General features: G+C 73.4%; 21 protein-coding genes and 1 tRNA gene. 8 read left to right on the top strand and 14 right to left on the bottom strand.

Annotated features, from left to right (window positions below; translation table 11 throughout):
• Positions 1-82: 82 nt before the first annotated feature.
• A complete protein-coding gene (gene secA, locus AMOR_RS17075; RefSeq protein ID WP_248352763.1) occupies positions 83-2,929 on the bottom strand; it encodes a preprotein translocase subunit SecA in 2,847 nt (948 codons plus the stop codon).
• Between the two features lie 267 nt (positions 2,930-3,196).
• Here secA and AMOR_RS17070 point away from each other — a divergent pair, with 267 nt between their 5' ends.
• The gene (locus AMOR_RS17070) at positions 3,197-3,877 is read left to right on the top strand and encodes a CHAP domain-containing protein (RefSeq protein WP_248352762.1); all 681 of its coding nucleotides are present in this window, start codon (positions 3,197-3,199) and stop codon (positions 3,875-3,877) included.
• Between the two features lie 12 nt (positions 3,878-3,889).
• Here the strand turns inward: AMOR_RS17070 and AMOR_RS17065 are convergent, their stop codons facing one another.
• From AMOR_RS17065 to AMOR_RS17045, 5 genes are all read right to left on the bottom strand, one after another.
• A complete protein-coding gene (locus tag AMOR_RS17065) occupies positions 3,890-5,095 on the bottom strand; it encodes a CapA family protein (protein ID WP_248352761.1) in 1,206 nt (401 codons plus the stop codon).
• 53 nt (positions 5,096-5,148) lie between these two features.
• A complete protein-coding gene (locus AMOR_RS17060; protein WP_248352760.1) occupies positions 5,149-6,066 on the bottom strand; it encodes a M23 family metallopeptidase in 918 nt (305 codons plus the stop codon).
• Positions 6,067-6,333: 267 nt separating this feature from the next.
• Complete coding sequence (locus AMOR_RS17055) at positions 6,334-7,122, bottom strand: Stp1/IreP family PP2C-type Ser/Thr phosphatase (protein WP_248352758.1); 789 nt, start codon at positions 7,120-7,122, stop codon at positions 6,334-6,336.
• 93 nt (positions 7,123-7,215) lie between these two features.
• A complete protein-coding gene (gene recN, locus AMOR_RS17050) occupies positions 7,216-9,036 on the bottom strand; it encodes a DNA repair protein RecN (protein WP_248352757.1) in 1,821 nt (606 codons plus the stop codon).
• A gap of 267 nt (positions 9,037-9,303) precedes the next feature.
• Complete coding sequence (locus AMOR_RS17045) at positions 9,304-10,143, bottom strand: NAD(+)/NADH kinase (protein ID WP_248352756.1); 840 nt, start codon at positions 10,141-10,143, stop codon at positions 9,304-9,306.
• A 26-nt stretch (positions 10,144-10,169) separates the two neighbouring features.
• Here AMOR_RS17045 and AMOR_RS17040 point away from each other — a divergent pair, with 26 nt between their 5' ends.
• On the top strand, positions 10,170-11,480 hold the full coding sequence (locus AMOR_RS17040) for a replication-associated recombination protein A (protein WP_248352755.1): 1,311 nt from the start codon (positions 10,170-10,172) through the stop codon (positions 11,478-11,480).
• A gap of 7 nt (positions 11,481-11,487) precedes the next feature.
• Here the strand turns inward: AMOR_RS17040 and AMOR_RS17035 are convergent, their stop codons facing one another.
• Both AMOR_RS17035 and AMOR_RS17030 read right to left on the bottom strand, forming a co-directional pair.
• Positions 11,488-11,745, bottom strand: a complete 258-nt coding sequence (locus tag AMOR_RS17035) for a hypothetical protein (protein WP_248352754.1) — start codon at positions 11,743-11,745, stop codon at positions 11,488-11,490.
• 83 nt (positions 11,746-11,828) lie between these two features.
• Positions 11,829-12,434, bottom strand: coding sequence for a YiiX/YebB-like N1pC/P60 family cysteine hydrolase (locus AMOR_RS17030; protein ID WP_248352753.1), 606 nt, complete (start codon positions 12,432-12,434; stop codon positions 11,829-11,831).
• Between the two features lie 180 nt (positions 12,435-12,614).
• Between AMOR_RS17030 and AMOR_RS17025 the strand changes: the two genes are divergently transcribed.
• Positions 12,615-13,259, top strand: a complete 645-nt coding sequence (locus AMOR_RS17025) for a YqiA/YcfP family alpha/beta fold hydrolase (RefSeq protein ID WP_248352752.1) — start codon at positions 12,615-12,617, stop codon at positions 13,257-13,259.
• Between the two features lie 40 nt (positions 13,260-13,299).
• Here AMOR_RS17025 and AMOR_RS17020 read toward each other — a convergent pair whose 3' ends face one another.
• Positions 13,300-13,998, bottom strand: coding sequence for a hypothetical protein (locus tag AMOR_RS17020; RefSeq protein ID WP_248352750.1), 699 nt, complete (start codon positions 13,996-13,998; stop codon positions 13,300-13,302).
• 76 nt (positions 13,999-14,074) lie between these two features.
• Here AMOR_RS17020 and priA point away from each other — a divergent pair, with 76 nt between their 5' ends.
• The 4 genes from priA (at position 14,075) to def (ending at position 20,702) form a co-directional block, all read left to right on the top strand.
• Positions 14,075-16,291, top strand: coding sequence for a replication restart helicase PriA (priA, locus tag AMOR_RS17015; protein ID WP_248352748.1), 2,217 nt, complete (start codon positions 14,075-14,077; stop codon positions 16,289-16,291).
• A gap of 84 nt (positions 16,292-16,375) precedes the next feature.
• Positions 16,376-17,110 carry a hypothetical protein gene (locus tag AMOR_RS17010; RefSeq protein ID WP_248352746.1) on the top strand — a complete coding sequence of 245 codons (735 nt, stop codon included), beginning with the start codon at positions 16,376-16,378 and terminating at the stop codon, positions 17,108-17,110.
• Positions 17,111-17,205: 95 nt separating this feature from the next.
• Positions 17,206-20,079 (top strand): response regulator, encoded by a 2,874-nt coding sequence (locus AMOR_RS17005; RefSeq protein ID WP_248352744.1) that lies wholly within the window; start codon positions 17,206-17,208, stop codon positions 20,077-20,079.
• Between the two features lie 74 nt (positions 20,080-20,153).
• Entirely contained in the window at positions 20,154-20,702 is a 549-nt protein-coding gene (gene def, locus AMOR_RS17000; RefSeq protein ID WP_248352743.1) for a peptide deformylase, read from the top strand.
• Between the two features lie 79 nt (positions 20,703-20,781).
• On the opposite strand, the gene AMOR_RS16995 is transcribed toward def, so the two are convergent.
• Positions 20,782-21,429 carry an acetate uptake transporter gene (locus AMOR_RS16995; protein ID WP_248352742.1) on the bottom strand — a complete coding sequence of 216 codons (648 nt, stop codon included), beginning with the start codon at positions 21,427-21,429 and terminating at the stop codon, positions 20,782-20,784.
• A gap of 565 nt (positions 21,430-21,994) precedes the next feature.
• Here AMOR_RS16995 and AMOR_RS16990 point away from each other — a divergent pair.
• Positions 21,995-22,753 carry an acyl-CoA thioesterase gene (locus tag AMOR_RS16990; protein ID WP_248352741.1) on the top strand — a complete coding sequence of 253 codons (759 nt, stop codon included), beginning with the start codon at positions 21,995-21,997 and terminating at the stop codon, positions 22,751-22,753.
• 6 nt (positions 22,754-22,759) lie between these two features.
• On the opposite strand, the gene AMOR_RS16985 is transcribed toward AMOR_RS16990, so the two are convergent.
• The 4 genes from AMOR_RS16985 to rpoD form a co-directional block, all read right to left on the bottom strand.
• Complete coding sequence (locus AMOR_RS16985; protein WP_248352740.1) at positions 22,760-23,521, bottom strand: ribonuclease HI family protein; 762 nt, start codon at positions 23,519-23,521, stop codon at positions 22,760-22,762.
• Between the two features lie 3 nt (positions 23,522-23,524).
• Complete coding sequence (locus tag AMOR_RS16980; RefSeq protein ID WP_248352739.1) at positions 23,525-24,268, bottom strand: zinc ribbon domain-containing protein; 744 nt, start codon at positions 24,266-24,268, stop codon at positions 23,525-23,527.
• 21 nt (positions 24,269-24,289) lie between these two features.
• Positions 24,290-24,362: transfer RNA gene (locus AMOR_RS16975), tRNA-Ile, on the bottom strand.
• Positions 24,363-24,427: 65 nt separating this feature from the next.
• The gene (gene rpoD / locus AMOR_RS16970; protein ID WP_248352738.1) at positions 24,428-26,722 is read right to left on the bottom strand and encodes an RNA polymerase sigma factor RpoD; all 2,295 of its coding nucleotides are present in this window, start codon (positions 26,720-26,722) and stop codon (positions 24,428-24,430) included.
• Positions 26,723-26,824 lie beyond the last annotated feature (102 nt).

The following is a 26,824-nucleotide window of genomic DNA, read 5'->3' as shown; positions in this document are numbered from 1 at the left end:
CGACTCCCCCCCCCCGAAAACACGACGGCCCCCGCACCGAAGCACGGAGGCCGCCCTCGACCTGAGCCAGCGGCGAGCGGCCCTACGCGCTCACCTCGTTCGCCCCGTGGCACTTCTTGTACTTCTTGCCGGAGCCGCACGGGCACGGATCGTTCCGGCCGACCTTCGGCTGCGTGCGGACCACCGTCTCCTGCTTGGCCCGCGGCTTCTCCTGCTCGCCGTCGGCGCCCGCGCCGGCGTCGGCGTGGCTCTCGGTGATCCGCTGCATCGCCCGGCGCTGCATCGCGAGCCGCTTCGCCTCGATCTCCTCCGCGGTCTCCTGGCGCACGATCTGGAGCCGGAGCAGGTTGCCGATGACCGCGCTCTTCACGCGCCAGGTCATCTGCACGAACATCTCGTAGCCTTCCTTCTTGTACTCCTGCTTCGGGTCCTTCTGGCCGTAGCCGCGGAGCCCGATGCCCTGGCGCAGGTGGTCCATCGAGAGCAGGTGGTCCTTCCACTGCTGGTCGATGGCCTGCAGGTACAGGTACTGCTCCCAGCGCCGGAGCACCGGGATGCCGTCGGGGTCCTTCCCGAGCTCCTCCTCCTTCGCGCGGTAGGCCTTCTCGACGACGTTGAAGACCTGCTCCTCGATGACCTGGCGCGCCTCGGCGGCCTTGCTCGAGGCGGGCTGCGCGAACTTCATCTCGATGCCGAACTGGTCCTTCACCATGGCGGCGAGGCCGTCGAGGTTCCAGTCCGCCATCCGGTTCGGGCAGCTCGCGCCGACCATGTCGATGACGAGGTCCTCGAGGAGGTCGAGCACGTTCTCGCGCGCGTCGTCCCAGGTGAAGACCTGCTCCTTGCGCGTCTTCTTCTTCGTCTTCGGGTCCTCGTCGTACTCGACGACCGGAACGCCCGCGCCGAAGCCGAGCACCATCCGCCGCAGCCGGTAGATCGACCGGCGCTGCTGGTTCATCACGTCGTCGTACTCGAGGAGGTTCTTCCGGATGTCGAAGTTGTGCGCCTCGACCTTCTTCTGCGCGCCCTCGATCGCCTTCGTGAGCCAGGGGTGCTCGATCTGCTCCCCGTCCTTCATCCCCATCCGGCTCATGAGCCCCTGGATCCGCTCGGATCCGAAGATGCGCATGAGCTCGTCCTCGAGGGACAGGTAGAAGAGCGACGAGCCCGGATCGCCCTGGCGGCCGGCGCGGCCGCGGAGCTGGTTGTCGATGCGCCGCGACTCGTGGCGCTCGGTGCCGACGATGTGGAGGCCGCCGAGCCCGACCACCTGCTCGTGCTCCGCCGCGGTCTGCGCCCTGAGCTCCGCGGTGCGGGCCTCGAGGCGCTGCGCCCACTCCTCCTTCCGCGCGAGGAACGCGGCCTCCTCCTCGCCCTCCATCGGCGCGTCGGGCTCGGGGCCGACCTCGTGCTTCGCCATCATCTCGGGGTTGCCGCCGAGGATGATGTCGGTGCCGCGGCCCGCCATGTTGGTGGAGATCGTCACCGCGCCCTTGCGGCCGGCCTGCGCGACGATCTCCGCCTCGCGCTGGTGGTGCTTCGCGTTGAGGACGTTGTGCGGGATGCCGCGCCGCTTGAGGAGCGAGGAGACCACCTCGCTCTTCGCGACCGACACGGTGCCGACGAGCACCGGCTGGCCCTTCTGGTTCCGGGCCCCGATCTCGTCGCAGATGGCGTTGAACTTCTCGCCCTCGGTCTTGTAGACGACGTCCTCGGAGTCCTGGCGGACGTTCTTCCGGTTCGTCGGCACCACGACGACGTCGATGTTGTAGGTCTTCGCGAACTCCTCCGCCTCGGTGTCCGCGGTGCCGGTCATGCCCGCGAGCTTCGAGTACATCCGGAAGTAGTTCTGGAAGGAGATCGTCGCGAGGGTCTGGTTCTCGTTCTCGATCTTGACGCCTTCCTTCGCCTCGACCGCCTGGTGGAGGCCGTCGGACCAGCGCCGGCCCGGCATGAGCCGGCCGGTGAACTCGTCGACGATGATGACCTCGCCCTCCTTCACCACGTAGTCCACTTCGTTCCGGTAGAGGTGGTGCGCGCGGAGGGCCTGCTCGACGTGGTGGAGGGTCTCGATCTCCTCGGGCGCGTACAGGTTCCCGACCGAGAGCTTCTTCTCCATCTTCTCGACGCCGGAGTCGGTCATCACGATGGTCCGGCTCTTCTCGTCGACGGTGAAGTCGACGTCGCGGATCATCGAGGGGATGACCTGGTTCACCTTGTAGTAGAGGTCCGAGGACTCGTCCGACGGGCCGGAGATGATGAGCGGGGTGCGGGCCTCGTCGATGAGGATCGAGTCCACCTCGTCGACGATGGCGAAGTTCAGCTCGCCCTGGACGTAGTCCTGGAGCCGGAACTTCATGTTGTCGCGGAGGTAGTCGAACCCGAACTCGTTGTTCTGCCCGTAGGTGATGTCCGACCCGTAGGCCTCCTGCCGCTCGCGGTCGGTGAGGCCGTGCACGATGACGCCGGTCGAGAGGCCGCAGTAGCGGTAGAGCCGGCCCATCCACTCGGAGTCGCGCCGGGCGAGGTAGTCGTTCACGGTGACGACGTGGACGCCGCGGCCGGAGAGGGCGTTCAGGACGCAGGGCAGCGTCGCGACGAGCGTCTTGCCCTCGCCGGTCTTCATCTCCGCGATCTTCCCGGAGTGGAGGACCGCGCCGCCGATGAGCTGCACGTCGAAGTGGCGCATCCCGAGGGCGCGCACGCCCGCCTCGCGGACGAGGGCGAACGCCTCGGGCATCAGCTCGTCGAGGCTCCGGCCCTTCTGCACCTGGGCCTTCCACTCCGCCGTGAGGCGCGGGAAGTCCTCGGGCTTGAGCGCCTTCATCCTGGGCTCGAGCTCCGCGACCCGGGCGACGAGCGGACGGATCTTCTTCAGCTCGCGCTCGTTCTTGGTCCCGAGGACCTTCTTCATCACGTAGTTGAACATGTTTTCTGCTCGAATCTCCGGTTCGCGGACCCAGGGGGTGCGGGGCCCGCGCGGCGGCCCCGTCAGACGAGAACAGGCGCCCGGCCGGACGCGTTCCGCCAGCGCAGCGCCTTCGATGTGGGCTGCGGCCCCCGGGACCCTGGGCTCCGGAGGGCCGCCGAGGCTACCTGCTTAGGTAACTCCGCGCCAGACGAAATCAAATGGGAGCACCTTCGCACACTTGGGCTCCGACTGGACAGGCGGGGCCCCTCTTCTAGAGTGACGTCCGTGGCGCGTCTCCTGCCGCTCGGTGTCCTCCTCGTCCTCGCCCTCTCCGGCTGCGCCGGGGCCGCCCGCAGCTTGCGGCCGGGCGACGAGGACCTGCTCTCCGAGCGGCTGGCCGCCCGCGCCGGCACCCTCCTCGGGACGGCCCGCCCGTTCGTCGTGAACGGATCCCGCTTCAACGCGGACTGCATCGGCTACGTCGAGGCGGTGTACGAGGCGGAGGGGATCCCGCTCCGCACCCTGATGCAGCGCACCTCCCCCCGGGAGACGTCCGGGGTCGCCGCCGCATTCAGGGCGATCGAGGCCCACGGCGTCCTGTTCGGCGGCGGCGGCGAGTGGCCGCGCCCGGGCGATCTCGTCTTCTTCCACGACACCTGGGATCGGGACCGGAATGGCCGCGCCGACGACGGGCTCACGCACGTCGGGATCGTCGAGTCCGTCGAGCGCGGCACGGTCACGTTCCTCCACCTCGGCGGCCGCGGCGTCGCGCGCGGCCGCCTCAACCTCGATCACCCGGACGACGCGCACGGCCCCGACGGCGCGGAGCTGAACACGCCGCTCCGCGTGAAGACCCGCGCGACGCGGCCGGAGATCCCGCTGCTCGCGGCGCAGCTGTTCGCGGGGTACGGGCGCATCGAGCTCGCGCGGCTTCCGCCGGAGCTCCTCCGGGACCGGGGCCGCTGACCGGCTGCCGGTTCACGCGCCCGGCGCCGCCGCGGGCGCGGCCGGGGGCGGAGGCGCGAGGGTCCCGTCGTCCGAGATCTCGACGGCCGCGGCGCCGAAGTCCTCGCGCGAGAGCTGGCGGGCGATGGGGATCACGGTCCCGGCCGGATCGAGGCGCGGACCGCCGGGCCTCTCCTGTCGCGCGGGGTGCAGGCGGCCGCCGAGGAAGGTGCCGTCGCGCGCCAGCCGCGCCTCGAGCACGGCCGTGAGGCCGTTGGGGCCGTTCAGGTTCATCCCGCCGTAGGTCGCGAAGTTCCCGAGGGAGTAGACGATGAGCCGCCCGCGGTAGACCTCGAGCCCGCGGACGACGTGCGGCCCGTGGCCGAGCACGAGGGCCGCACCGGCGTCCACGACCGCGTGGGTGAAGGCGCGGAGATCGCCGCGGCTCTCCCCGTAGAACGTCTCGACCCCCGCCGGCACGTGCTGGTAGTCCGCGCCCTCCGCGCCGCCGTGCATGGAGACGACCACGAGGTCCGCCTCCTTCGCGAGCGCCTGGACGAGCGCGACCGCGCCCGGGATGTCGGTGAGGTCGTTGGTGCCCGCCGAGACCGAGAAGGCCACGACCGCGATCCGCGTCCCGCGCACCTCGAGCCGGGCCACCTCGCCGGGCGCGCCGGAGTAGCGGATCCCGACCCGGTCGAGCGCCTCGCGCGTGGAGCGGCGCCCGTCGTCGCCGAAGTCGCCCATGTGGTTGTTGGCGAGGCTCACCACGTCGAACCCCGCCGCCTGCAGGAGCTCGCCGTAGCGGGTCGGGACGCGGAAGGCGTAGCAGCGGCCGCTCTTCGAGCCCTTGCACTTCTCGCTCGTGCCGCCGTCGAGGAGCGGGCCCTCGAGGTTCCCGAAGGTCACGTCCGCCGCGGCGAGGATCGGCGTCACCTCGACGAGGAGCGCGCGGCCGTCGTCGGGCGGCAGCTGTCCGCCCGTCTCGTCCGGGAAGGTCGAGCCGAGCATCACGTCGCCTACCGCGGCGAAGGTGACGGGGAGGGCGGGGACGGGCGTGGGCCTGGGTTCCGGCCGCGCCACGGGCGCGCCCTCCGCCGCGGGCGCGTTCGCGTCCCCGCTCCGGACCGCCCCCGTGCTCCGCGCGCCGTCCGTGCCCTCGCCCGCGCGGCCGCCGGTCGCGTGCGCACACCCGGCCGCGAGCGCGGCGAGGAGGAGGAGCGTCGTCGTCTTCGTCACGGGGATCGAGTCGCGCGCCCGCGCGCCCGCGTCAAGCTCGACGCGGAGCGGCGCTACTCGAGGATGAACTTCCGCGGGTTCTCGGGGATTCCGTTCACGCGCACCTCGTAGTGCAGGTGCGGCCCCGTCGAGCGGCCGGTGTTGCCGACGGCGGCCACCTTGTCGCCGCGCCGGATCCGGTCGCCGAGGTGGACGAAGATCTCCGAGAGGTGGCCGTAACGCGTCTTCACGCCGTAGCCGTGGTCGATGACGAGCACGTTGCCGTACCCGGACTCGACCCCGGCGAAGACGACGGTCCCGTCCGACGGCGAGTACACCGGCTGGCCGTGCGGCGTGGCGATGTCGAGGCCCTGGTGCATCCGGCGCTCGGCGGTGTACGGGTCGATGCGCGTGCCGAAGTCGGAGGTGACCCACCCGCGCGTCGGCCAGATGGACGGCGTCGAGGCGAGGAGCGAGCGCTGGTCGTCGAAGTACTCCTGCAGCTCGCGGAGGCTCTGCTCCTGGCGGGACGCCTCGGTCTCGAGCGAGGTGAGCTTCCCGGGCAGCGCGGAGAGGTTCCCCTCGGCCGCGGGTGCGGGGCCCGGGATCGTCGGCTCGGTCTCGGGGGTGCCCACCGGCCCGATGGCGAGGTTCCGCTCGGGATCCTGGAGCTGGGTGACCGCCGTCCGGAGCTTGGCGTCGAACCGCTCGACGCGATCGAGGGTGGCCGAGATGTGCGCCACCTTCTCCTGCACGAGGAGGATCTGCGAGCGGAGCTGTGCGTTCTCCTCCTTCAGGACGGCGTTCTCGGAGGACGCTCCGAGGAGGGAGAAGTAGTGGCCGGTGGTGATGAGACCGATGAGCAGGACGCCGCCCACCGCGTACGCGGTGTTCTGGAGCCACTTCCGCGGCAGCCGGAACTTCCGGACGGCCTGCGAGTGGTCGCTGACCACGATGACGGTGAAGACCTGGCTCTTGGGCGGTACGGCCATTCCGTCGATCGCTCCGAGCTTCACCGTTCCGTCGCGCGCTCGTGAAGCTAGCGACGCCGGACGCGGGGTGAGAACGCCAGTCCCGGATACACGGGACGCGCTGAGATCCAGACGGGTAGCAGAGGGCCTACTTGGCTGTCAAGAAAGGGATTTACCCACGTATCCCCTCCCAGGAGGGCGCCCGGCGCGTCGCCGCCGACGCCAGCGAGGCGATCGAGCGCGAGAAAAGGCGTCTGGGGGCGCTCACGGCGGGCGCGGCAGGGTGGCTCAGGCTGCGACGGGAGGCCGCGCGCGGATCACGATGACCGTGATGTTGTCGTCGCCGCCGCGCGCGTTCGCGAGGGCGATGAGGCGGGCCGGCGCATCGTCGACGGGGGTCTCCTCGACGACCTGGAGGATCTCGGGGTCTTCCACAAGATTCGAGAGTCCGTCGCAGCAGATCACGAGCGCGTCGTCCTGCTGCAGCTCGATTCCCATGAGGTCGACCTGCACCTGACGCTCGAACCCGACCGAGCGCGTGATGATGTTCTTGAACCGGCTGTGCCTCGCCTCCTCGGCGCTGATCGCCCCCGCCTTGAGCTGCTCGTTGACGAGGGAGTGATCCTCCGAGACCTGGTAGATCCGACCGTCCCGGACGAGGTAGCAGCGGGAGTCCCCGACGTGCGCGACGAACGCGGCGGATCCCTCGAGCAGCGCGGCCGTGACGGTCGTGCCCATGCCGGCGAGCTCGGGCTCCGCCTGCGCGGTCTGGAAGATCCGGGCACAGGCCGCCTCCACGGCCTCGCGAAGGACGTCCGGAAGCGGGCTGTCCTCGACCCCGGCCCCGGCGCCGAACAGCTCCGGCTCACGCTCCCGGGCGTCCCGGACGGTGTCGCGGATGGTCTCGACGGCCAGCCGGGAGGCGGTGCCCCCGCCCGCGTGGCCGCCCATGCCGTCGGCGACGACGAACAGGTTCAGGTCGGCGTCGACGAGGTACGCGTCCTCGTTGTGATCGCGCCGCTGCCCGACGTCCGTCTGGCCGCTCGCTGCGATCGTGAGGGCTTGCGTGGCCGCCACAGGAAAAGCGTAACCTCGCGAACCACCTAGGGTCAACGCAGGGTTTCGGCCCCAGAAGTTGCCCACCGCACGCGCGGGGCGCAGCGGGTGCCGTCAGCCCGCCTTGAGCCGCCGCGCTGCGGCGCGTCCCGGCGCCGCCCGCCGTCCGTTGTCGGCGGAGAGCGGCGGACGCCGTGCGGCCTCGATGAGCGCCGCCGCGTGCTCGAGCGCGGAGGCGGTCACGGTCACGCCCGCCATCATCCGCGCGACCTCCTGGCGCCGGTCCTCCTCGCGATCGAGGAGCGCGACCGACGTGTGCGTCCGGCCGCCGGCGACCTTCTTCTCGACCCGGTGGTGCCGGTCCGCGAACACGGCGACCTGCGGCAGGTGGGTGATGCAGATGACCTGCCGCCCCCGGGACACGTCGGCGAGCACGCGCCCCATCGCCTCCGCCACCGCGCCGCCGATCCCCGCATCCACCTCGTCGAACACGTAAGTCGACACCGGATCGCGGCGCGCGAGGGTCCGCTTCACGGCGAGCAGGATCCGCGACAGCTCACCGCCCGACGCGATCCGCGCGAGCGGCCGCGGCGGCTCGCCCGGGTTCGGCGAGATGAGGATCTCGGCCCGCTCGGCCCCTCCCGGCGCGAGGACCTTCCCTCCGAACTCGATCCCGCTCTCCGGCGGCAGGAGCGCGACCTCCAGCCGGCACCGGCCCATGGCGAGGCCGGCGAGCTCGCGGCGGACGGACTCGGCGAACCCGCGCGCGGCCTCCTCGCGGGCCCGGCTGAGCGCGCCCGCGAGCCGGACGGCGTCCTTCCCCCGCGCCTCGATCTCTCCGGACAGGTCCTTCAGCCGGTCGCCGCCGCCGGCGAGGCGCGCGAGCTCGGCCACCATCTCCGCGCGCCGGGCGATCGCGGCCTCGAGCGAGCCGCCGTGCTTCCGCGCGAGCGCCTTCAGGTGCTCGTGGCGGTCCTCGACCTCGGCCAGCCGCTCGGGATCGCCGCCCACGGCCTCCGCGTACCGCCCGAGCTCGCGGCCGGCCTCCTCGAGCTCGACCGCCGCCGACCGAAGCAGCCCGAGCGGCGCCTCGAGGCGCCGGTCGAGCAGCGTCGCCTCGGCGAGCGCGCGCGCCGCCTGCCCCACCCGCTCGGACGCGCTGCCCTCCTCACCGTACGCGAGGGCCTCGGCGGACCGCGCCGCCTCCCGCAGCTTCTCGGCGGACGCGAGCACGCGGCGCTCCGCCTCGAGCGCCTCGAGCTCGCCGGGGCGCGGGTCCACGGCCGCGAGCTCCTTCAGCTGGAACCCGAGGTAATCCGCCCGCCGCGCCCGCTCGCCCTCGTCCGCGGCGAGCGCGTCTCGCTCACGGACGAGGGCGGCGAGCGCCGCGTGGGCGGCGCGGTACCGGAGGAGCGGTTCCGCGTCGCCCGGTTCGGGATCGTCCGGCCCGCCGTCGCCTCGCGCCTGGCGCAGCGCGAACGCGTCGAGCAGGTCGAGGTGGGTCGCCGGGTCGAGGAGCGAGACGTGCTCGTGCTGGCCGGAGATGTCCACGACGCCGCGGAGCGCGGTCTCGAGCATCGACACCGTGCAGAGCGCGCCGTTCACGAACGCACGGCCCCGGCCGCCGCGCGCGGCGACGCGCCGGACGAGCAGCTCGGCCGTGTCCCCCGCGGGAGGCGCCACGCCGGCGGCCTCGAGCCGGCCGAACACCGGGTGGGCCGCGGGCAGCTCGAAGAGCGCCTCCACCACCGCCTCGTCGGCGCCTTCGCGCAGGACCTCGGCCGTCATGCGACCGCCGAGGACGAGGTGCAGCGCGTTCACCAGGATCGACTTTCCGGCGCCGGTCTCACCGGTGAGGACGTTCAGCCCCTGGCCGAACCGGACCTCGACCGCGTCGACGACCGCCAAGCCGGAGATGCGCAGGGTCGTGAGCATGGAGGGGATGATCCATGGGACCCTGACACTGCGCAAATTTTCAGTAGCGCATCCGTTCAGACATGACGGGTCCTCCGGGCTCCGTCACCCGTTACCGTTACCGTTACCGTTGCCGGCTTCTCCGTTGCCGTGACCCGAGTCCCGTGTCCCCTGGCCCGTTCCCCGTTCCCCGTTTCGGGCCACGGGCCACGGGCCACGGGAGGCGGGTCACGGGAACGGGTTCGGGGACGGTAACGGCAACGGTAACGGGAACGGGGCCTTCGGCGCCTAGCGCTCACCCCACCGCAGCTTCGCGCGGAGGATGCCGAAGAAGTCGATCTGCGGGTTCCGGACGAGCAGGACGCGGTTGTACGACTGCTTCACCTGCACGCGATCGCCGCGCTCGAGCTTCATCCCCTTCTGGCCGTCGAGCGTCAGGTACACCTCGCTGTCGTTCACGAGGAGGATCTCGATGTTCTCGTCGTCCGGCACCACGAGCGGCCGCTGCGTGAGCGTGTGCGGGCAGATGGGCGCGACGATCACGCCGCGCATCGTCGGGAAGACGATGGGGCCGTTCGCGGCGAGGGCGTACGCGGTGGAGCCGGTGGGCGTCGCGACGATGATGCCGTCGGCCTTGAACGTCGTGACGTAGTTGCCGGAGCAGCGCGTGTCGAGCTCGACCATGCGCGAGAGCGCGCCCTTCGCCATCACCACGTCGTTCAGCACCTCCGTGTCGAGGAGACGCTCCGGGCTCCCGCCCCGGTGCAGGTGCACCCGGAGCTTCATCCGCTCGGAGAGCGTCGCGCGGCCGGTGAGGACGCTCTCGAGGGTCTGGTACATGCTGGACTGCGGGACCTCGGTCATGAACCCGAGGCTCCCCATGTTCACCCCGAGGATGGGCACCGGGCGGCCGTCGAGCACGGAGGCGGCGTGGATGAGGGTGCCGTCGCCTCCGAGGACCACCACGAGCTCGGAGGTCTTCGCGATCTCGGCCTCGTCGTGCGTGACCTCGACGCCCTTCGACCGCAGGAACTGGGCGACGTAGAGCGCGGTCTCCGAGGCCTCGGCGCTCGTCACCTTGTGTACGATCCCGACGCGGCGGGGCACGGGGCACGGATGACCGTCCATGGCGTGCCATTATATGACCACATCGCATGGACCTCTTCGACCGCGCCGCGCAGGAGGACCCTTCCGGCAAGCCGCTCGCCGAGCGGATGCGCCCCCGTCGCCTGGAGGACTTCGCCGGGCAGGACCACGTCCTCGGCCCCGGCACCGCGCTCCGCCGCGCCATCGAGGCGGACCAGGTGCCCTCGCTCATCCTCTGGGGACCGCCCGGGACCGGGAAGACCACCCTCGCCCGGATCGTCGCCCAGCGCACCGGGGCCGAGTACGTCCCGTTCAGCGCCGTGCTCGGCGGGGTGAAGGAGATCCGGGAGATCGTCGCCGCGGCGCGCGATCGGCGGAAGCTCCACCGCAAGCGCACCATCCTCTTCGTGGACGAGATCCACCGCTTCACGAAGGCGCAGCAGGACGCGTTCCTGCCCCACGTGGAGGACGGGACGATCGTCCTCATCGGCGCCACGACGGAGAACCCGTCCTTCGAGGTGAACGCCGCGCTCCTCTCGCGCTGCCGCGTCGTGACGCTCCGCGCGCTCACCGAGGACGAGCTCGGCGCGCTCGTGGATCGCGCGGTCGCGTCGAAGGACGGGCTCGCGGGGGAGCTCCAGCTCTCGCCGGAGGCCCGCGAGGCGATCGCACGTCACAGCTTCGGCGACGCGCGGCGCGCGCTGAACGCCCTCGAGGTGTCGGCCGCCGCGGTGAGGCTCGCCGGGCGCGCCACCATCGAGCGCGCCGACGCCGAGGAGGCGCTCCAGGCGAGGACGATCCTCTACGACAAGGCCGGCGAGGAGCACTACAACGTCGTCTCCGCGTTCATCAAGTCGATGCGCGGCTCGGATCCGGACGCGGCCGTCTACTACATGGTCCGGATGCTCGAGGCGGGCGAGGACCCGCGCTTCGTGCTGCGCCGGATGGTGATCTTCGCGTCCGAGGACGTGGGGAACGCCGATCCGCAGGCGCTGCAGATCGCGATCGCGGCGCTGCAGGCGGTGGAGCTCGTCGGGCTGCCGGAGGGCGTGCTGCCGATGAGCCAGGCCGCCATCTACCTCGCGCTCGCGCCCAAGTCGAACACCGCGATCACCGCGTACGGGAACGCCCGCCGTCTCGTGCGCGAGCGCGGGCCGCTGCCCGTGCCGCTCAAGCTCCGCAACGCACCCACCAAGCTCATGGAAGGGCTCGGCTACGGCGGCGGGTACAGGTACCCGCACAACTTCGAGGGCCACTACGTGGCCGAGCAGTACCTGCCGGACGCGATCCGCGCCGAGGAGATCGTGAAGCTCTCCGCGAACGGGCTCGAGGGCACGCTCGCGGAGCGGCTCCGCGCGCTGCGAGAGAAGAAGGACTGAGCCGCGTTCAAGCCCGGGCGAGGTCGCGCGGCGCGTCCTCGCGAAGGATGACGGCGGCGGCGCGCTCGAGCGCCGCGGTGCCGCGGACGAGGCCCCGGATGCCGGCGCGCACGTCGGCCGCGATCGGCGCGTCCTTCGGCTCCGGCAGGAGCTGCCAGGCCTCGAGGTAGCTCTCGAGCGCCATCGCGCGCTCGCCGTCCGCCGCGAGGGCGGCGCCGTCGCGGCAGAGCCGCCGCACCGCGGATTCCAGACGTTGATCCATCATGAGGTCCCCCCAGACCATCCTTGCAGCGTAGCTCCGGTGGCGTGCCCCGCGCGAGCCCCGCGCCGGGTGTCGCGCGCGCGATGTCAGGGAAACGCGTACACCGGCGACAGCGCCGGATCGGCCGCGATGGACGCGGGCGTGACGAGCCGCAGGTCCCACGGCACCCGGCCTCCGTAGCGCGCGGCGATCGCGCGGTCGAGGCCGCCGACGCGCAGGTCGCGGAGGCGCTGCATCCGGCCGAGCGCGCGTCCCGTGCCGCGGAGATACGCCTTCGCGACCAGCTCCGAGCAGTAGAGCCGGTCGTCACCCCACTCGAACCGGACGTCGTACGGCCGCCCCATCAGGCCACGCGCCACCGCCGCGGCGCGAGCGCGTGCCGGGGCGGGGAGCCCGCGCGCCCGGAGCACGAGGACGCGCCCCGCCTCGCCGCGCGCGCGCCACGCCGTCCATGGCGTCCGCGAGACGTGCGCGATCGCCTCGATCACGTGCGGCCCGTCCGGCCCGACGTCGACGATCCCGACGTGCGACCACGGGCTGCCCGTCGCCTCCCGGATCGCACGCGACTGCGACGACCGCGAGGTCTGGAGGACGACGTCCCCGGCCTCGAGCGACGGCTCCGCCCCGCGTGTCCCCGCGGACACGGCGAGGGCGAGGGCGACGGTACACGTCCGGGCGAGCGAGGCGGTCATGGGCGGCTCCGATCGGAGGCGTCGGGGACGAGAGGCGTTCGCGGTGCCCCTGTCGAAGCGCGGCCGGGCGCAGCGCGGTCGGGGCGTCGACAGGCTCGGGGTGAACGGGTGGCGGCGGCGGGCATCGAGCGATCCCGAAGCACGCGGCGTGCCGCCGGCCCGCGGGTTAACCTCCGGGGCGTGCTCCTCTACCTCCACGGCTTCGCCTCCGGACCGTCCTCCAAGAAGGCGCAGGCGCTCGCGGCGCGCTTCGCGGCCATCGGCGTGCACCTCGAGATCCCGGATCTCACCCCGGGCGAGAACGGGTTCGAGGCGTCGTCGCCGTCGTCCATGCTCGCGGTGGCGGAGCGTCTCCTGGCCGCAGCGGCTCCGCCCCACGCCATCATCGGCAGCTCGCTCGGCGGCTACCTCGCCGCGGTGGCCGCCGCGCGCGATCCTTCCATCGAGCGGCTCGTGCTGATGGCGCCGGCGGTGCGGCTCTTCGAGCGGTGGGATCGCCGGCTCACCGACGGAGAGCGCGAGCAGTGGAGGGCGCGCGGGCTCGAGGTCGAGCACTTCGCGTCGGGGCGCCGGCGCCGCCTCGGATGGCAATTCCACGAGGACGCCCGCGGCTGGCCTGCGTTCCCCGAGGTCCGCGTGCCGACCCTCTGCATCGCGGGGCGTCGCGACGACACCGTGCCGTTCGACGACGTCGCCGAGTTCGTCGCGCGCACGCCGACGGCGCGGCTCGTGCCCGTCGACGACGGGCACGAGCTCGTGGCCTCGCTCGACGTGATCTTCGCGGAGGCGCGCGCGTTCCTGGCCCCGTTCACCGGCGTGCGCTAGCCGCTCCGCAGCGCCGGCCGCGAGGCCCGAGGCCCGCTCGTCACCCGCCCTTGTGCGCGTGCGCCTTCGGCAGGAGCGACGGGTCCGCCTTCGCGCCATGGCACCGCTTGCAGAACGCGACGCCCGGCATCACGAGGCCCGCAGCGGCCGCCCTCGCCGGGTCGCGCATCACGCTCGCGTTCCAGTAGTCGGCGCCGTTCCCGTGGCAGCCCTCGCAGTCGAGCCCCTTCGCGGCGTGCGGGGAGGCGGACCACGAATCGACCTCGACGCGGTGGCACATCTTGCACTTCTGCGGGCCGACCTTGGCGTGCGCGGCCTCGGCGGCGGGCGGCGCCGCGGGAGCGGTCTCGGCCGGCCTCGACGGCGCGGGCGCCGGCGGCGTCGTCTCCGCGGGCTTCGGCGCCGCGGTGGTCGCCGGAGCGGCCGCCGGCGCCGCGGGCGCGGGCTTCGCCGGGGCGGGCTTCGCCTCGGAGGGCTTCGCCGGCGTGGCCTGCGCCGGGGCCTGGGCTGGCTTCGTCTCGGCCGGCTTCGCCTCGGCGGGCGTCGGCTGCGCCGGCTTCGGCTCGGCGGGCGGGGCCTCCGGCGGCTTCGGCTCGGGTGCGGGCGTCGGCGCCGCGGCGGGCGCGGGCGGCGGAGGCGCCGCGGGCTGCGGCGTGGCGGAGGGCGGTTGCTTCTCGCCGCACGCGAGCACGGCGGCGACGCCGACCGCGATGACGAGGCGACGGAGATCGAGGGTCACGGTGTCCTCCCGGAGAGTGGCGCGCGAGTGTAGCCGAACGGCGGCCCGCGTGGCCCTCCGCTGCTACACTCCTCGCGTGCTCGTCGAGGTCGCCGTCGCCGCCGCCGTCCGCGGCCGGTTCACCTACCGCGTCCCATCCGCGCTCGCGCCCGGGGTCTCCCTCGGCCAGCGGGTGGCCGTGCCGTTCGGGAAGAGCCGGAGGGCGACCGGCTACGTCGTCGGCTTCCCGGCGTCGGCGCCGGACGGCATCGAGCTCCGCGACGTGGTCGAGGTGCTCGATCCGTTCCCGCCCTTCACGCCGGAGCTCGTCGAGCTGCTCCGCTGGGCGGAGGAGTACTACCTCGTGCCGCCCGGCGAGCTGCTCCGCGCCGCGCTCCCGCCCGGCCTGAACGCGCGCCGCGGCGAGGCCGGGCCCGCGCGGCGCGGCGTCGAGTACGCGGCGCCGGCGGAGGCCGCGGCCGGGGCCGCCGCGGACCCGAAGGCGCTCGCGCGGGCGCCTGCGCAGCGCGCCGTCCTCGAGTACCTCCTCGCGCGCGGCCGCATCCCCGTGGAGGAGCTCCGCGCCGCGTTCCCGAAGGGCCGCCCCGCGGTCGCCGCGCTCGCCCGGCGCGGCCTCGTCCGGCTCGAGACCGAGACGCCCGTCGCGCGGGGCGCCCTCCTCCCCGCGTCCGCCGCGGCGCCCGTCCTCACGCCGGCGCAGGCCGCAGCGCTCGTCGAGCTCGACGCCGCGGCCGGGACGTTCCAGCCCTTCCTCCTCCACGGCGTCACCGGCTCGGGCAAGACCGAGGTCTACCTCCAGGCCATCGCGCGCGCCCGCGGCGCGGGCAAGGGCGCGCTCGTCCTCGTGCCCGAGATCGCCCTCACCCCCCAGCTCGCCGGCCGCTTCCGCGCGCGGTTCGGGGACGACGTCGCGCTCATGCACTCCGGCCTCTCCGACGCCGAGCGGCACGCGGAGTGGCTGCGGCTCCGCCGCGGCGACGCGCGGATCTGCGTCGGCGTCCGGAGCGCGATCTTCGCGCCGGTGCAGGACCTCGCCATCATCGTGGTCGACGAGGAGCACGATCCGTCCTTCAAGCAGGAGGACGGCCCGCCCTACCACGCGCGCGATCTCGCCGTCGTCCGCGCGAAGCGCGAGGACGCGGTGCTCGTGCTGGGCTCCGCGACGCCGTCGCTCGAGACGCTCGAGAACGCGCGCGCCGGGCGGTACCGCAAGCTCGAGCTCCCCGCGCGCGTCGACGACCGCCCCCTCCCGGAGGTCGAGCTCGTCGATCTCGGGCGGCTCCGCCGCGGGGGCGTGGCGAAGCTCCCCGGGCTGCTCGCGCCGCAGCTGTCCGAGGCCATCGCGCGCACGCTCGAGGCGTCGCAGCAGGTCATCCTCTTCCTGAACCGGCGCGGGTACGAGACGCTGGTCGTCTGCGAGGTCTGCGGGGCGGAGGCCCAGTGCACCGAGTGCGCCGTGTCCCTCACGCACCACGCGCGGCGCGGGATCCTGCTCTGCCACTACTGCGGCCGGACGGAGCGGATGGACGCGCGCTGCCCCGCGTGCGGCGGGGTCCGGTACGGCGTCGGGGTCGGGACCGAGCAGGTGGAGGCGGCGGTCCGGGAGCTCTTCCCGGCGGCGCGCGTCGCGCGGCTCGACCGCGACGTCGTGACCTCCGCCGACGACACCGCCGCCGTGCTCGCCCGGTTCGCGCGACGCGAGCTCGACGTGCTCGTCGGGACGCAGATGGTGACGAAGGGGCACGACTTCCCCGGCGTGACCCTCGTCGGCGTGGTGCTCGCCGACACCGCCCTCGCGCTCCCGGACTTCCGCGCCGCGGAGCGGACGTTCCAGCTGCTCACGCAGGTCGCGGGCCGCGCCGGCCGCGGGGCCGAGGGCGGGCGCGTGGTCGTGCAGACCTTCAACCCGCGGACGCCCGCGATCGCCCTCGCGGCGCGGCACGACTACGCCGCCTTCGCGGCGGGCGAGCTCGATCGCCGGCGGACCGTCGGATACCCCCCCTTCACGCGCATGATGGCCGCCCGCGTCGAGGGCTCGGAGGACGGCGCCCGCCGCTCCGCGGAGGCGCTCGCGCACGCCGCGCGCCCGGCGCTCGGGGGCGAGGTGGCCATGCTCGGGCCCGCCCCCGCCGCCATCGAGCGGATCCGCGGCCGCCACCGGTGGCACCTGCTCTTCCGCGCGGACGGGCCGAAGGCGCTCTTCCGCGTGCACGCCGCGCTGGCACGCGTCGCGGTGCGCCCCCCCGGCGGCGCGGCCATCCGGTTCGACATGGATCCGTACTCGATGATGTGACGAACCCCGCGCGGGCGTCCCGGTCGCGTCGCCGCTGGCCGCGCCCGGGCGCGGAGGATCGCGCCGTGCCATGATCGACCCCGCATGCTCGATCGGCTCGGAGACGTCGACTGGCCCCGCCTCCGCCACGCGTTCGGGCCGGCGCGCGACGTCCCCGGGCTGCTGCGCGCGATCGCGGCCGGCGACGCCACCGCCCGGCGGGCCGCGCTCGAAGCGCTCCACGAGACGATCTGGCACCAGGGAACCGTCTACGAGGCGACCGCCGCGGCCGTCCCGTTCCTGCTCGAGCTCGCCGCCCGCCCCGGCGCCCCGGACCGTGATGCCGTGACGGTGCTCCTCGGGCTCGTGGCGCAGGGCCAGTCGTACCACGCGGTGCACGCGCCCTCGCGGCGGGACGAGGTGGCGCGCGAGCTCGGGTGGGTCCGCGCAGCCCGCGCCGCGGTGCGGGAAGGGGTCGCCGCCGCCGTCGCGCTGCTCCGCGATCCCGACGCGGCGGTGCGAAGGGCCGCGGCGTACCTCCTCTCCTGCCTCCCCGAGGACGTCGAGCGGAGCCGGCCCGCGCTGCGGGACGCGCTCGCGAGCGCCGGCGACGCGACGGAGCGCGCGGCGGCCGGCCTCGCGCTCGCGATCCTCGGAGAGCTCGCGACGGACGCGTTCGACCCCGGCGCCCGCGCCGCGCTCCCGGCCGCCCGGCTCCGCGCGCTCGCGGCGGCGACCGCGGGCGGCGCCTTCCCGCCGGAGAGCGCCCGGGAGGTGCTCCTCGAGCTCTCGACGGACGGCCTGGATCCGGAGCTGCTCGACGACCTCGGCGCGCCGTGAGGCGCCGGCCGGAACCGCGGTATCGGGTAGGCGAAGAACCGACGTACGGTCGCCCGCTTGGTCACCCGGCGTGCGGCGATCCATAATCGCGCCGCGTGGCGCGCATCCTCCTCGTCGACGACGACATCGCAGAGATCTCCGCCGTGAAGCGCGTGCTCACGCGGGTCGGGCACGTCCCGGCGCTCGCGACGAACGCGTCCGACGCGCTCGCGTCCATCGAGGCCGCGCGGCCCGAGCTCGTGGTCCTCTCGACCACCTGCGACGGCGGCGGCGCGCTCGAGCTCGCGCGCCAGCTCGACGAGGAGTACGCCGGGCTCCCGATGGTGCTGCTCGGCGAGGCGCCGCGCGCGCCGGCCCGGGCCCGTCGCGTGCCGCGGCCGGTGGATCCGGCGCAGCTCCAGGACGAGGTGGCGGCGCTGCTCTCGACCGCGGCGACGGCGCCCGCTCCGGCGACGGTGCCCGCTCCGGCGAGGGCAGCCGCTCCGGCCAGGACGGCCACCGCGGTGCCGGCCGCCAGGACCGCCCCGCCGCCCGCCACCTCTCCCTCCGCCTCGTCGGTCGCGGCCGGGGCCCGCGCGCCGGCCCGGACCGCGAACGGTGCCCCCTCGCCGTCCCGGACCGCGAACGGCGCCCCCCCGCCGGCCTCCGCGGCGGAGCCGCCCGCCGCCGCTGCACGTCGGGCCGCCGCAGAGGCGCTCCGGGCCCGCGCCGAGGAGCTCCGCCGCCGCCCGGCAACCGCCGCGGACGGCGCCGCCGGGGCCGAGCGCGTCACGGTCGCGACGCCGCCGCCCTCCCGGGCGCCCGCGCAGGATGCGCCGGCGCCGCAGCCGCCGCCCGCCGCGGTGCCCGCGTCCGCGCTCGAGCTCGAGGACGATGGGCTCGAGGCGGTGCTGCGGCGAGCGGAGGAGGCGGAGCGGGCGAAGCTCGCGGAAGACGAGCGCGCCCGGGCCGAGGCGCGTCGCCGCGAGGAGGACGCCCGGCGCGTCGCCGAGGCGGAGGCGGCCCGCGAGCTGGAGGAGATGGCGGCGCGCGAGGCGGAGGCCGAGTCCGCCCGGGAGCGGGAGGCGCAGGCGGCGCAGGAGGCCGCGGCGCGGGTCGCGGACGCGGAGGCGCGCGCGCGGCGCGAAGCGGACGCGCAGGCGGCACGGGCGCGCCGGGACGCGGAGGAGCGGGCGCAGGCCGAGGCCGCCGCGCGCGCCGACGCGGCGGAGCGCCAGCGCCTCGCCGACGAGGCCCGCCGCGCCCGGGACGCGGAGGAGAAGGCCGCCGCCGAGGCCGAGGCGCGCCGCCGCGCGGAGGAGGAGCTGGCGCGCGTCCGCGAGCAGCTCGATGCCGAGCGGCGCAGCGCCGAGGAGCGGATCGCGTCCCTGAAGGAACGCGCCGCCGCGGACGAGGAGGCCGCGGACGAGCTGCGGCGGTTCGAGGAGGAGGAGGCGCGCCGGAAGGCCGCCCTGGAGGCGCGCGCACACGAGGAGGAGGAGGAGAAGCTCCGTCAGGCCATCGAGAGCGCGCGCGCCGAGATGGAGGCGCTCCGGCGTCGCAGCGAGGAGGAGGCCCGGCGCCGCGCCGAGGCCGAGGCCGAGCTGCGCCGCGTGGAGGACGAGGCCCGGCGCCGCGCCGAGGCCGACGCGGAGCTGCGCCGGGTCGGGGAGGAGGCGCGTCGCCGCGCCGAGCTCGCCGCGCTCCGCACGCCGCCCCATGCCGCCTCGCCCCTCGCGACGTTCGCGGACCCGCCGTTCGCGCCGTTCGAGTACGCGGCCCCGGAGCCCCCGTCGGCTGCGGCGCTGCCGCTCGACCCGGCCGAGGAGGTCGCGCGCCGCCGCGTGGCGGCGCTCCGCGGGGCCACGCTCCCGCCCGCGGCGCAGGCCCCGGCGCCGTGGACCGAGCCCGTCCTCGAGCCCGCGCCCGCTCCGGAGCCCGCGCCTGCCGCCGCGCCCCTCCCGGCTCCGCCCCCGGAGCTGCGAGGCGGAACGCTCGCCGACCTGCCCGCGCCGCGCGTCCTCGCGCTCGCCGCGCGCGCGAGGCTCCAGGGCCGCCTCGACTTCCAGGGGGAGTGGGCCCGGTCGCTGTGGTTCGAGGACGGTCGCGTGGTCGGCGCCTCCAGCGCCGACCCCGCCGAGCGGGTCGAGGAGGTCGCGCTCCGGCTCGGCCTCGTGACCCGCGACCAGCACCGGCAGATCGCGCGCGCGGCGGCGTCGCTCGCCACGCGACGCGCCGCCGTGCTCCTCCTCGAGCGCGGGTTCCTGAAGCCGACCGAGCTCTCCGGGCTCGTGCGCCGTCGGACGGAGGAGGTCGTCTTCGGCGTCTTCGCCGACGCGGGCGCGCGCTTCGCCTGGGCGGCGCACGAGGTCCCCGCCGACGAGCGGACGGCGCTCGAGCGCGGCGCGCTCGCCCTCGCGGTCGAGGGCGTCCGGCGGCGGTGGCTGGCGGCGCGGGTGGACGCCCTGCTCGGCGGCCCCGGCACCCTCCTCGCCCCCGTCTCCGGCGGCCCCGCGGCGGCCGAGCTCGGGCTCTCCCCGGAGGAGCGGCGCGCCGTCGCGCTCGCGGACGGCCTCCGCACGGCGGACGAGATCGTCCTCGCGAGCCCGCTCGACGCGCTCACGACCCGGCAGCTCCTCGCGGCGCTCGTGCTCGTCGGCGCGCTCGGCGTGCGCGTCCTCCAGGCGGGGCGCCCCCAGGCGGAGCGCGCGCAGGCCATCGACCTCGCCCGCGTGAGGGAGAAGCTCGACCAGGCGCGGCGCGCCGACTACTTCACCGTGCTGGGGGTCGGCCGGCTCTGCACCCCGCACGAGGTGCGGGAGGCCTCCGATCGCCTGCTCGCCGAGCTCGACCCGCGCCGCTACGACGGTGCGCGCGACGACACCCTGCCCGCGACGCTCGCGGAGATCCACGCGGTGGTGAAGGACGCCCGCGACGTGCTCGCCGACGATCGCCTGCGCGAGGAGTACCTGCGCGGTCTCGGCGACTAGGGCGCCGGCGGGGGCGGCGCCGTGCGCGCCCGGGGCTTCCCCGTTACATTCCGGATCCGGTAGAAGGTGCTCGAATGGTTCGTGAAATCGTCATCTGGCCAGACCCCATCCTGAAGGAGATCGCCAAGCCCGTGGACCGGGTGGACGACTCCATCCGGCGCCTCCTCGACGACATGGCGGAGACCATGTACGCCGCCGACGGCGTCGGGCTCGCCGCCCCGCAGATCGCGGAGCTGAAGCGGGTCGTGGTCATCGACACGTCGCCGCGGCAGGAGGGGCAGAAGCTCGTCCACCTCGTGAACCCGCAGATCGTCCGGCTCGAGGGGAAGACCAGCTACACCGAGGGCTGCCTCTCCATCCCCGGCGAGGCGGAGGACGTGGAGCGCGCCGCGAAGGTGTGGGTGCGGGCGCTCGACTACCACGGCAAGGCGTTCGAGATCGAGGCGGACGGGCTGCTCGCGATCGCGCTGCAGCACGAGACCGACCACCTGGACGGCACGCTCTTCGTGGATCACCTCTCGAGCCTGAAGCGCGAGATCATCCGGAAGCGGATGAAGCGCCTCAAGGCCGACCGCGCCGCCGACCAGATCCGCCACGCGGAGAAGCACGAGAGCGCGCTGTAGCGACCACCGCTCACGCGTCGCCGCAAATGCGAACGGCCCGGCCAGACTGGCCGGGCCGTCGTGCTTCTGCGCGGCGTTCCTAGAACTCGCCGAGCGGGAGCAGCTTCCGCCCGTAGACCTCGTTCAGGATCTGGGCGGCGCCGATGTACATGGCGCCGAGGCCGCAGGCGATGCCCTCGTAGCCCGCGATCTTCGTGATCGCATGGTTGCCGGTCGCGTCGCCGACGCCGAGGAGCATGAAGAGGATCACGAGCGAGAAGAACACCAGCATGATCGCCCGGTTCATCTTGAAGGTCGCGATGAAGAGCACGACCGAGAAGAGCCCCCAGATGAACAGGTAGGCCGCCATCGCGTTCTTGTCCGACGCGTCGACGATGCCGAACCGCGGCATCAGGATGAGCGCGACGAGGGAGATCCAGAAGAAGCCGTAGGACGTGAACGCGACCATCCCGAAGGTGTTCTTCTTCTTCCACTCCATGACGCCGGCGATGATCTGGGCGATGCCGCCGTAGAAGAGGCCCATCGCCAGGATCATGCTGCCGATCCCGATGATGCCGGCGTTGTGGAGGTTGAGGAGCACGGTCGTGAGGCCGAAGCCCATCAGCCCGAGCGGTGCCGGGTTCGCGGTCGTGTCCTTGATGACGGTCTCGGCCAGCGCGGCGGCGCGGTGCAGCTCGACGGGCGCGACCTCGTGGATCGTGGCCTCGGCGGTTCTGGTCTGGTTCACGGGGAAAGCCCTCCGATCGAAGAGTGGAGGCGCTCATGTAGCACGAATTGCGCGCCCATTGAACGCGTACCGTCAATGATTGCGCAATCGGGGTGACCCTCGTCAAACGTCATCGTCGCCATCGGTCGATCATCTCGCCGCGGCGCACCGAGTGCGCGCAGGCCCTGCGGACGGCGGTCCCGGGCGAGAAGGTTTCGCGCATGCGGTGCGCCGCGCGGCCGGGTGCCCGCCGGAGCGCTGCGCGCAGCCGCGCGGCCACCTAGAGTTTTCGCATGCACCCCGCCGAGACCTCCTGCGAGCACCTGCTGCCGCTCTCCCGCGACGAGGCGCTCCGGCGCCGTTTCCTGGTGGTGAAGGACCGGATCCCGGGGAACCTCCGCTTCGGCGTGCTCCTCGAGGTGCTCGACCTCCTCGCCGCGGAGACGGCCGTCGCTCACGCGCTCCGCACGGTCCCGGGCGCGCGCGTCGTCACGGCCGCGTCGACGAGATCCTCGTCCGCCACGTCCTCGACGCCGAGCGCGACCTCCGCTGCCGCGCGCGGCTCAACCACGTCGGGAAGAGCTCGATGGAGGTCGGGATCCGCGTGGACGATCCCGCGACCGACGACCACCTCGCGTCCTGCTACTTCACGATGGTGGCGCGCGACGGCGACGGGCCGGAGGCGCGGAGCGTGCCCGTCGCCCCGCTCGTGCCCGCCGACGACCTCGATCGCGAGCGCGCGGTCCGGGCGGTCGCGCGCCGGGAGGCGTACCGGGCGCACGCGGCGAGCGCGTTCGAGCCGCCGCGGCGGGACGAGTTCGACCTGCTCGCGCGGCTCCACCGTGCGCAGGACGAGCGCGGGTTCCAGGGGCTCCGCGCCCGCGAGCTGATGGCGGAGAGCTGGGAGCGGACCTACCCGGAGCAGGAGAACGCGTCCCGGATCATCTTCGGCGGGTACATCATGCGGCGCGCCTACGAGCTCTCCTCCATCTGCGCCGAGCGGATCGCGACCCACCGCCCGCTCGTCGCCGCGGCGAACCGCATCAACTTCTTCCACCCCGTCTCGATCGGCGACAAGCTCCACTTCACGAGCCGCGTCGTCTACACCGAGGGGGCGGCGATCTGCGTCGAGACCGCCATCGAGCGCGTGAGCCGCGACCGGACGGCGCGCGCGCTCTCGAACTCCTGCCTCTTCACGTTCGTGAACGTGGACGCGGACCTCGCGCATCGCGCGGTCCCCGAGGTGCACCCGTCGGACTGGGCGGAGGACGCCCGCTATCTGGGCGCGCGGCGGAACCTCGCGGCGCTGCGGCGCCGGAGCGGCGCCGCGGGCCTGGTCGGGTGACGGCGCCTACAGCCGCTCGTCGATCGCCCGGTTCGACATCGCGTCCGCCTGCCCGTTCTCCTCCCGCGGGATGTGGCGGACCTGGATCCAGGAGAAGCCCTTGAGCAGCACCTGCACCTCGTCGTGCAGCGGCCGGAGGTGCTCCGCCTTCACCGCGTAGTCGCCGTTCAGCTGCTTCACGAGGAGCTCCGAGTCCGAGAGGACCTCGAGCTCGCGGATGCCCATCGCCTTGGCGCGCTTCAGGCCGAGGATGAGCCCCATGTACTCGGCCACGTTGTTCGTGGACTCCCCGAGGAACTTGCCGACCTTCGCGACGATGTGGCCGTCGGGGTTGATGATCACCGCGCCTGCGCCGGCCGGGCCGGGGTTTCCGCGCGCGGCGCCGTCGGTGTAGAGCCGCGTCCGCTTGGCGACCTCCGCCGCCACGGCGGCCTCCTCCGCGGCCCGCTCGGCGGCCTCCTCGGCGGCGCGCTGCTTCTTCCGGCGGTCGCGCTCGGCCTTGGAGAGGTCCATCGCCTCGTCGAGCTCGGCGGCCGACCGCTGCGCCGCCTTCTCCACGTCGGTCTGCTTGCGAACCTTGATGCCCTTCGAGCCGGCGCCCGGCGCGGGCTCCTTCGCCTTCTCGAGCTCCTCGATCCGATCGGCGGCGGCGTCGATGAGCTTCCCGAGCGTGTCCCGGTCGTACCCCGGGTACCGCGCGCGCGTCCGAGGGAGGTCCTCGTTCGCGGCGATGAAGCGGAGCAGCTCCGCCAGGACGGCCCGGGCCACGGCCTAGGCCGTCGACGCGGCGGGAGGGTTCACCGCCTCGGAGGAGTAGATGATCCGGTGGCAGTTCGGGCAGGTCTCGATCGAGTTCGCCCGCTGCAGGGTGATGGCGAGCTGCGGGGGGATGTTGCGGTGGCACCCGCGGCAGGTCATCCCGACGACCGGCGCCACGGCGATGCCCGCCCGGCGCTTCTTGATGTTCTCGTACTTCGCGAGCAGGGCGGGGTCGACGGCCTTGGCGGCCTCGGCGCGCCGCGCGTCGAGCGCCCGGAGTCGCTCCTCCGCCTTCGCGCGCGCCTCGTCGAGCGCCTTCGCGTCCGTCTGCGCGCCCTCCTCGCGCTCGGCGAGGGCCTCGCCCTTCGCGTCGAGCGCCTTCTGGATGTCGCCCGCCTGGGCGGTGAGGTCGCGCACCTGCTCGGACTGCGTGTCGTTCGCCTTCTTGGCGATGTCGATCTCGCGGGAGAGCGCCGCGTACTCGCGCGGCGTCTTGATCTCGCCGAGGCGGCCCTCCCACTTCTTCACCTTGTCGCGCTCCATCGCGAGGAGGGACTCGAGCTGGCGTCGCTCTCGCTCGTTGCCCTCCATCCGGGCCTTCTCCTCGTCGTACGCGCGGCGCGCGTCGAGGACGCGCCCGTCGATCTCGGCGCGCTTCCCGGGCACCGCCTCGAGCTCCGCCTTGACCTCGTTGGTCTCGAGATCGATCTGCTGCAGCTCCTCCAGCGCCTTCAGCTTCTCACGCAGCGACGACAAGTCTGTCTCTCCTCGTGACGATGGGCCCACCAGGATTCGAACCTGGATCGCATCGGTTATGAGCCGAGCGCTCTGACCGTTGAGCTATGGGCCCGGTCCGGCCCTGGGGGGCTCCCTGTATCATAATCCCCGCCGGCTGGGAGCCCTCCGCTCGTTCCACTAGTTCTCGACGAAGCTCTTCAGGCGCTTCGACCGGGACGGGTGCCGCAGCTTCCGGAGCGCCTTCGCCTCGATCTGGCGGATGCGCTCGCGGGTGACCTCGAAGTCCTGCCCGACCTCCTCGAGCGTGTGATCGCTCTTCTCGCCGATGCCGAAGCGCATCCGGAGGACCTTCTCCTCGCGCGGCGTGAGGGTGGCGAGCACCTTCCGCGTCTGCTCGGCCAGGTTCATGTTGATCACCGCGTCGGACGGGCTGACGAGCGACTTGTCCTCGATGAAGTCCCCGAGGTGGCTGTCCTCCTCCTCGCCGATGGGCGTCTCGAGCGAGATCGGCTCCTTCGCGATCTTGAGGACCTTGCGGACCTTGTCGAGCGGGAGCTCCATCTTCTCGGCGATCTCCTCCGGCGTCGGCTCGCGGCCGAGCTCCTGCACGAGGTAGCGGCTCGTCCGGATGAGCTTGTTGATCGTCTCGATCATGTGGACCGGGATGCGGATGGTCCGCGCCTGATCGGCGATCGCCCGGGTGATCGCCTGCCGGATCCACCAGGTCGCGTACGTCGAGAACTTGTAGCCGCGCTTGTACTCGAACTTGTCCACGGCCTTCATGAGGCCGATGTTGCCCTCCTGGATGAGGTCCAGGAACTGCAGGCCGCGGTTCGTGTACTTCTTCGCGATGGAGACCACGAGGCGCAGGTTCGCCTCGACGAGCTCGGTCTTCGCCCGCTCGGCCTTCCGCTCCCCGTCGCTGATCATCCGGTAGGTGCGGCGCAGCTCGTCGACCGGGACCTCCGCCTCCTCCTGCACCCGCAGGATCTTGCGGCCCGCGGTGCGGACGCTGCGGTCGAGCTCCTCCACGTCCTCGAGCGAGGAGCGCAGCTTCTTCGCGAGCTTGCGGCGCTCGGCCTCGTCCTCGCGCGTCTCGCGGAGGAGGCGGCGGAGCTCCTTCACCGGCACGCCCGTGCGGCGCTCGCAGTCGTACAGCTCGCGCTCCGCCTCCTCGACGCGCTTGATGAAGCTCTTCAGCTTCAGGACGATCCGGTCGATCTGCTTCTTGTTGAGCTGGATCGCCTCGAGGTTCTCCATCATCTCCGCCTCGATGGCGCGGATCTCGTTCTTCAGCTCCTTGCGCTTCACCTCGGAGAGCTTCTTCCCGCCGAGCGTCTCGCGCACCTTCGCGACGTCGCGCTCGAGCTTGCGGATCCGGTCGATGTGCGTGAGCACGTTCTCGACCTTCCGCTCCTCCTCCTTCGGGATCTTCGGCTTCTCCGGCTCGGCGCCCTCGGCGACCGGGACCTCGCCCTCGACCGCGGCCTCGACCTCGGCGCCCGCCTCGACCTCGGCGGTCTCCTCGACCTCCTCCTCGACCTCCTCCTCGTTCTCCGAGGGCTGCTCCTCGCCGGCGTCCTTGATGATCTCGCGGACGCGGATCTTGCCCTTCCGGAGCCGCTCGCCGAGATCGAGGATCTCGCGGATGGCGATCGACGACGAGAGGACGGCGGCGAGGACCTCCTTCTCACCCTCCTCGATCCGCTTCGCGATCTCGACCTCGCCCTCGCGCGTCAGGAGGGAGACCGACCCCATCTTGCGCAGGTACATGCGCACCGGGTCGTTCGACTTGCCGTAGCCGGCGTCGTCCTCCTCCTCCTTCTCCTCGGCCTTCTCGGCCTCCTTCTCCTCCGGCTCCGGCGGCTTGTCCGGGAGCTTCATCTTCTTCTCGGCGCCGTCCACGACCTCGATGTCGTGCTCGCCGAACATCGACATCACGTCGTCGATCTGGTCCGAGCCGATGTCGGACGGGAGCGCGTCGTTCACCTCGTCGTAGGTGACGAAGCCCTTCTCGCGGCCGCGCTCCATGAGCGCCTTCATCCCGGGGCGCTCGGTGATGTCGGACATGTCGTCCTGCGGGAGGTCCTCGTCGACGTCGTCGCCCTCCTCGACCTCGGCCTCCTCGACCTCGGCCTCGGACTCGCCCTCGGCCTCCGTCGCCTCGACGGGCGGCGGCGCGCCGCGGCGCAGCTTCACCGGCTTCGCGCCCTTCTCGGGCACGGGCTCGGCGGCCGCCGCGTGGGCGCCCTTCTTCTTCTCGGGCTTCTCCGCCGCGACCTTCTCGGTGCGCTCCACCTTCTCGGCGCGGGCGTCCTTGCCCTTGCGGACGGCGGGCGCCTTCGCGCGGACCACCTCGGCCGCCTTCTTCGCCTTCGCGCCGCGCTCATCCTTCCGCGGCGCGGGCCTCGCCTTCGCCTTCCCGGCGGGCTTCTTCGTAGGCTTCTTCGCGGCGTGGGCCTTCGTGGTCATCTTCCTCGTCTCCTTCGACGACGGCTCGGCTGCTCGGTGGTGCTCGTTCTTAACGCTTCCCGGCCGGACGAGCCCGGACAACTGATTGAGAATGCTCCGGAG

It is taken from the genome of Anaeromyxobacter oryzae (assembly GCF_023169945.1).
Lineage (GTDB): Bacteria > Myxococcota > Myxococcia > Myxococcales > Anaeromyxobacteraceae > Anaeromyxobacter > Anaeromyxobacter oryzae.
Note: the sequence above shows the minus strand (reverse complement) of the source record. Positions and strands in the feature narration are given on the sequence as shown.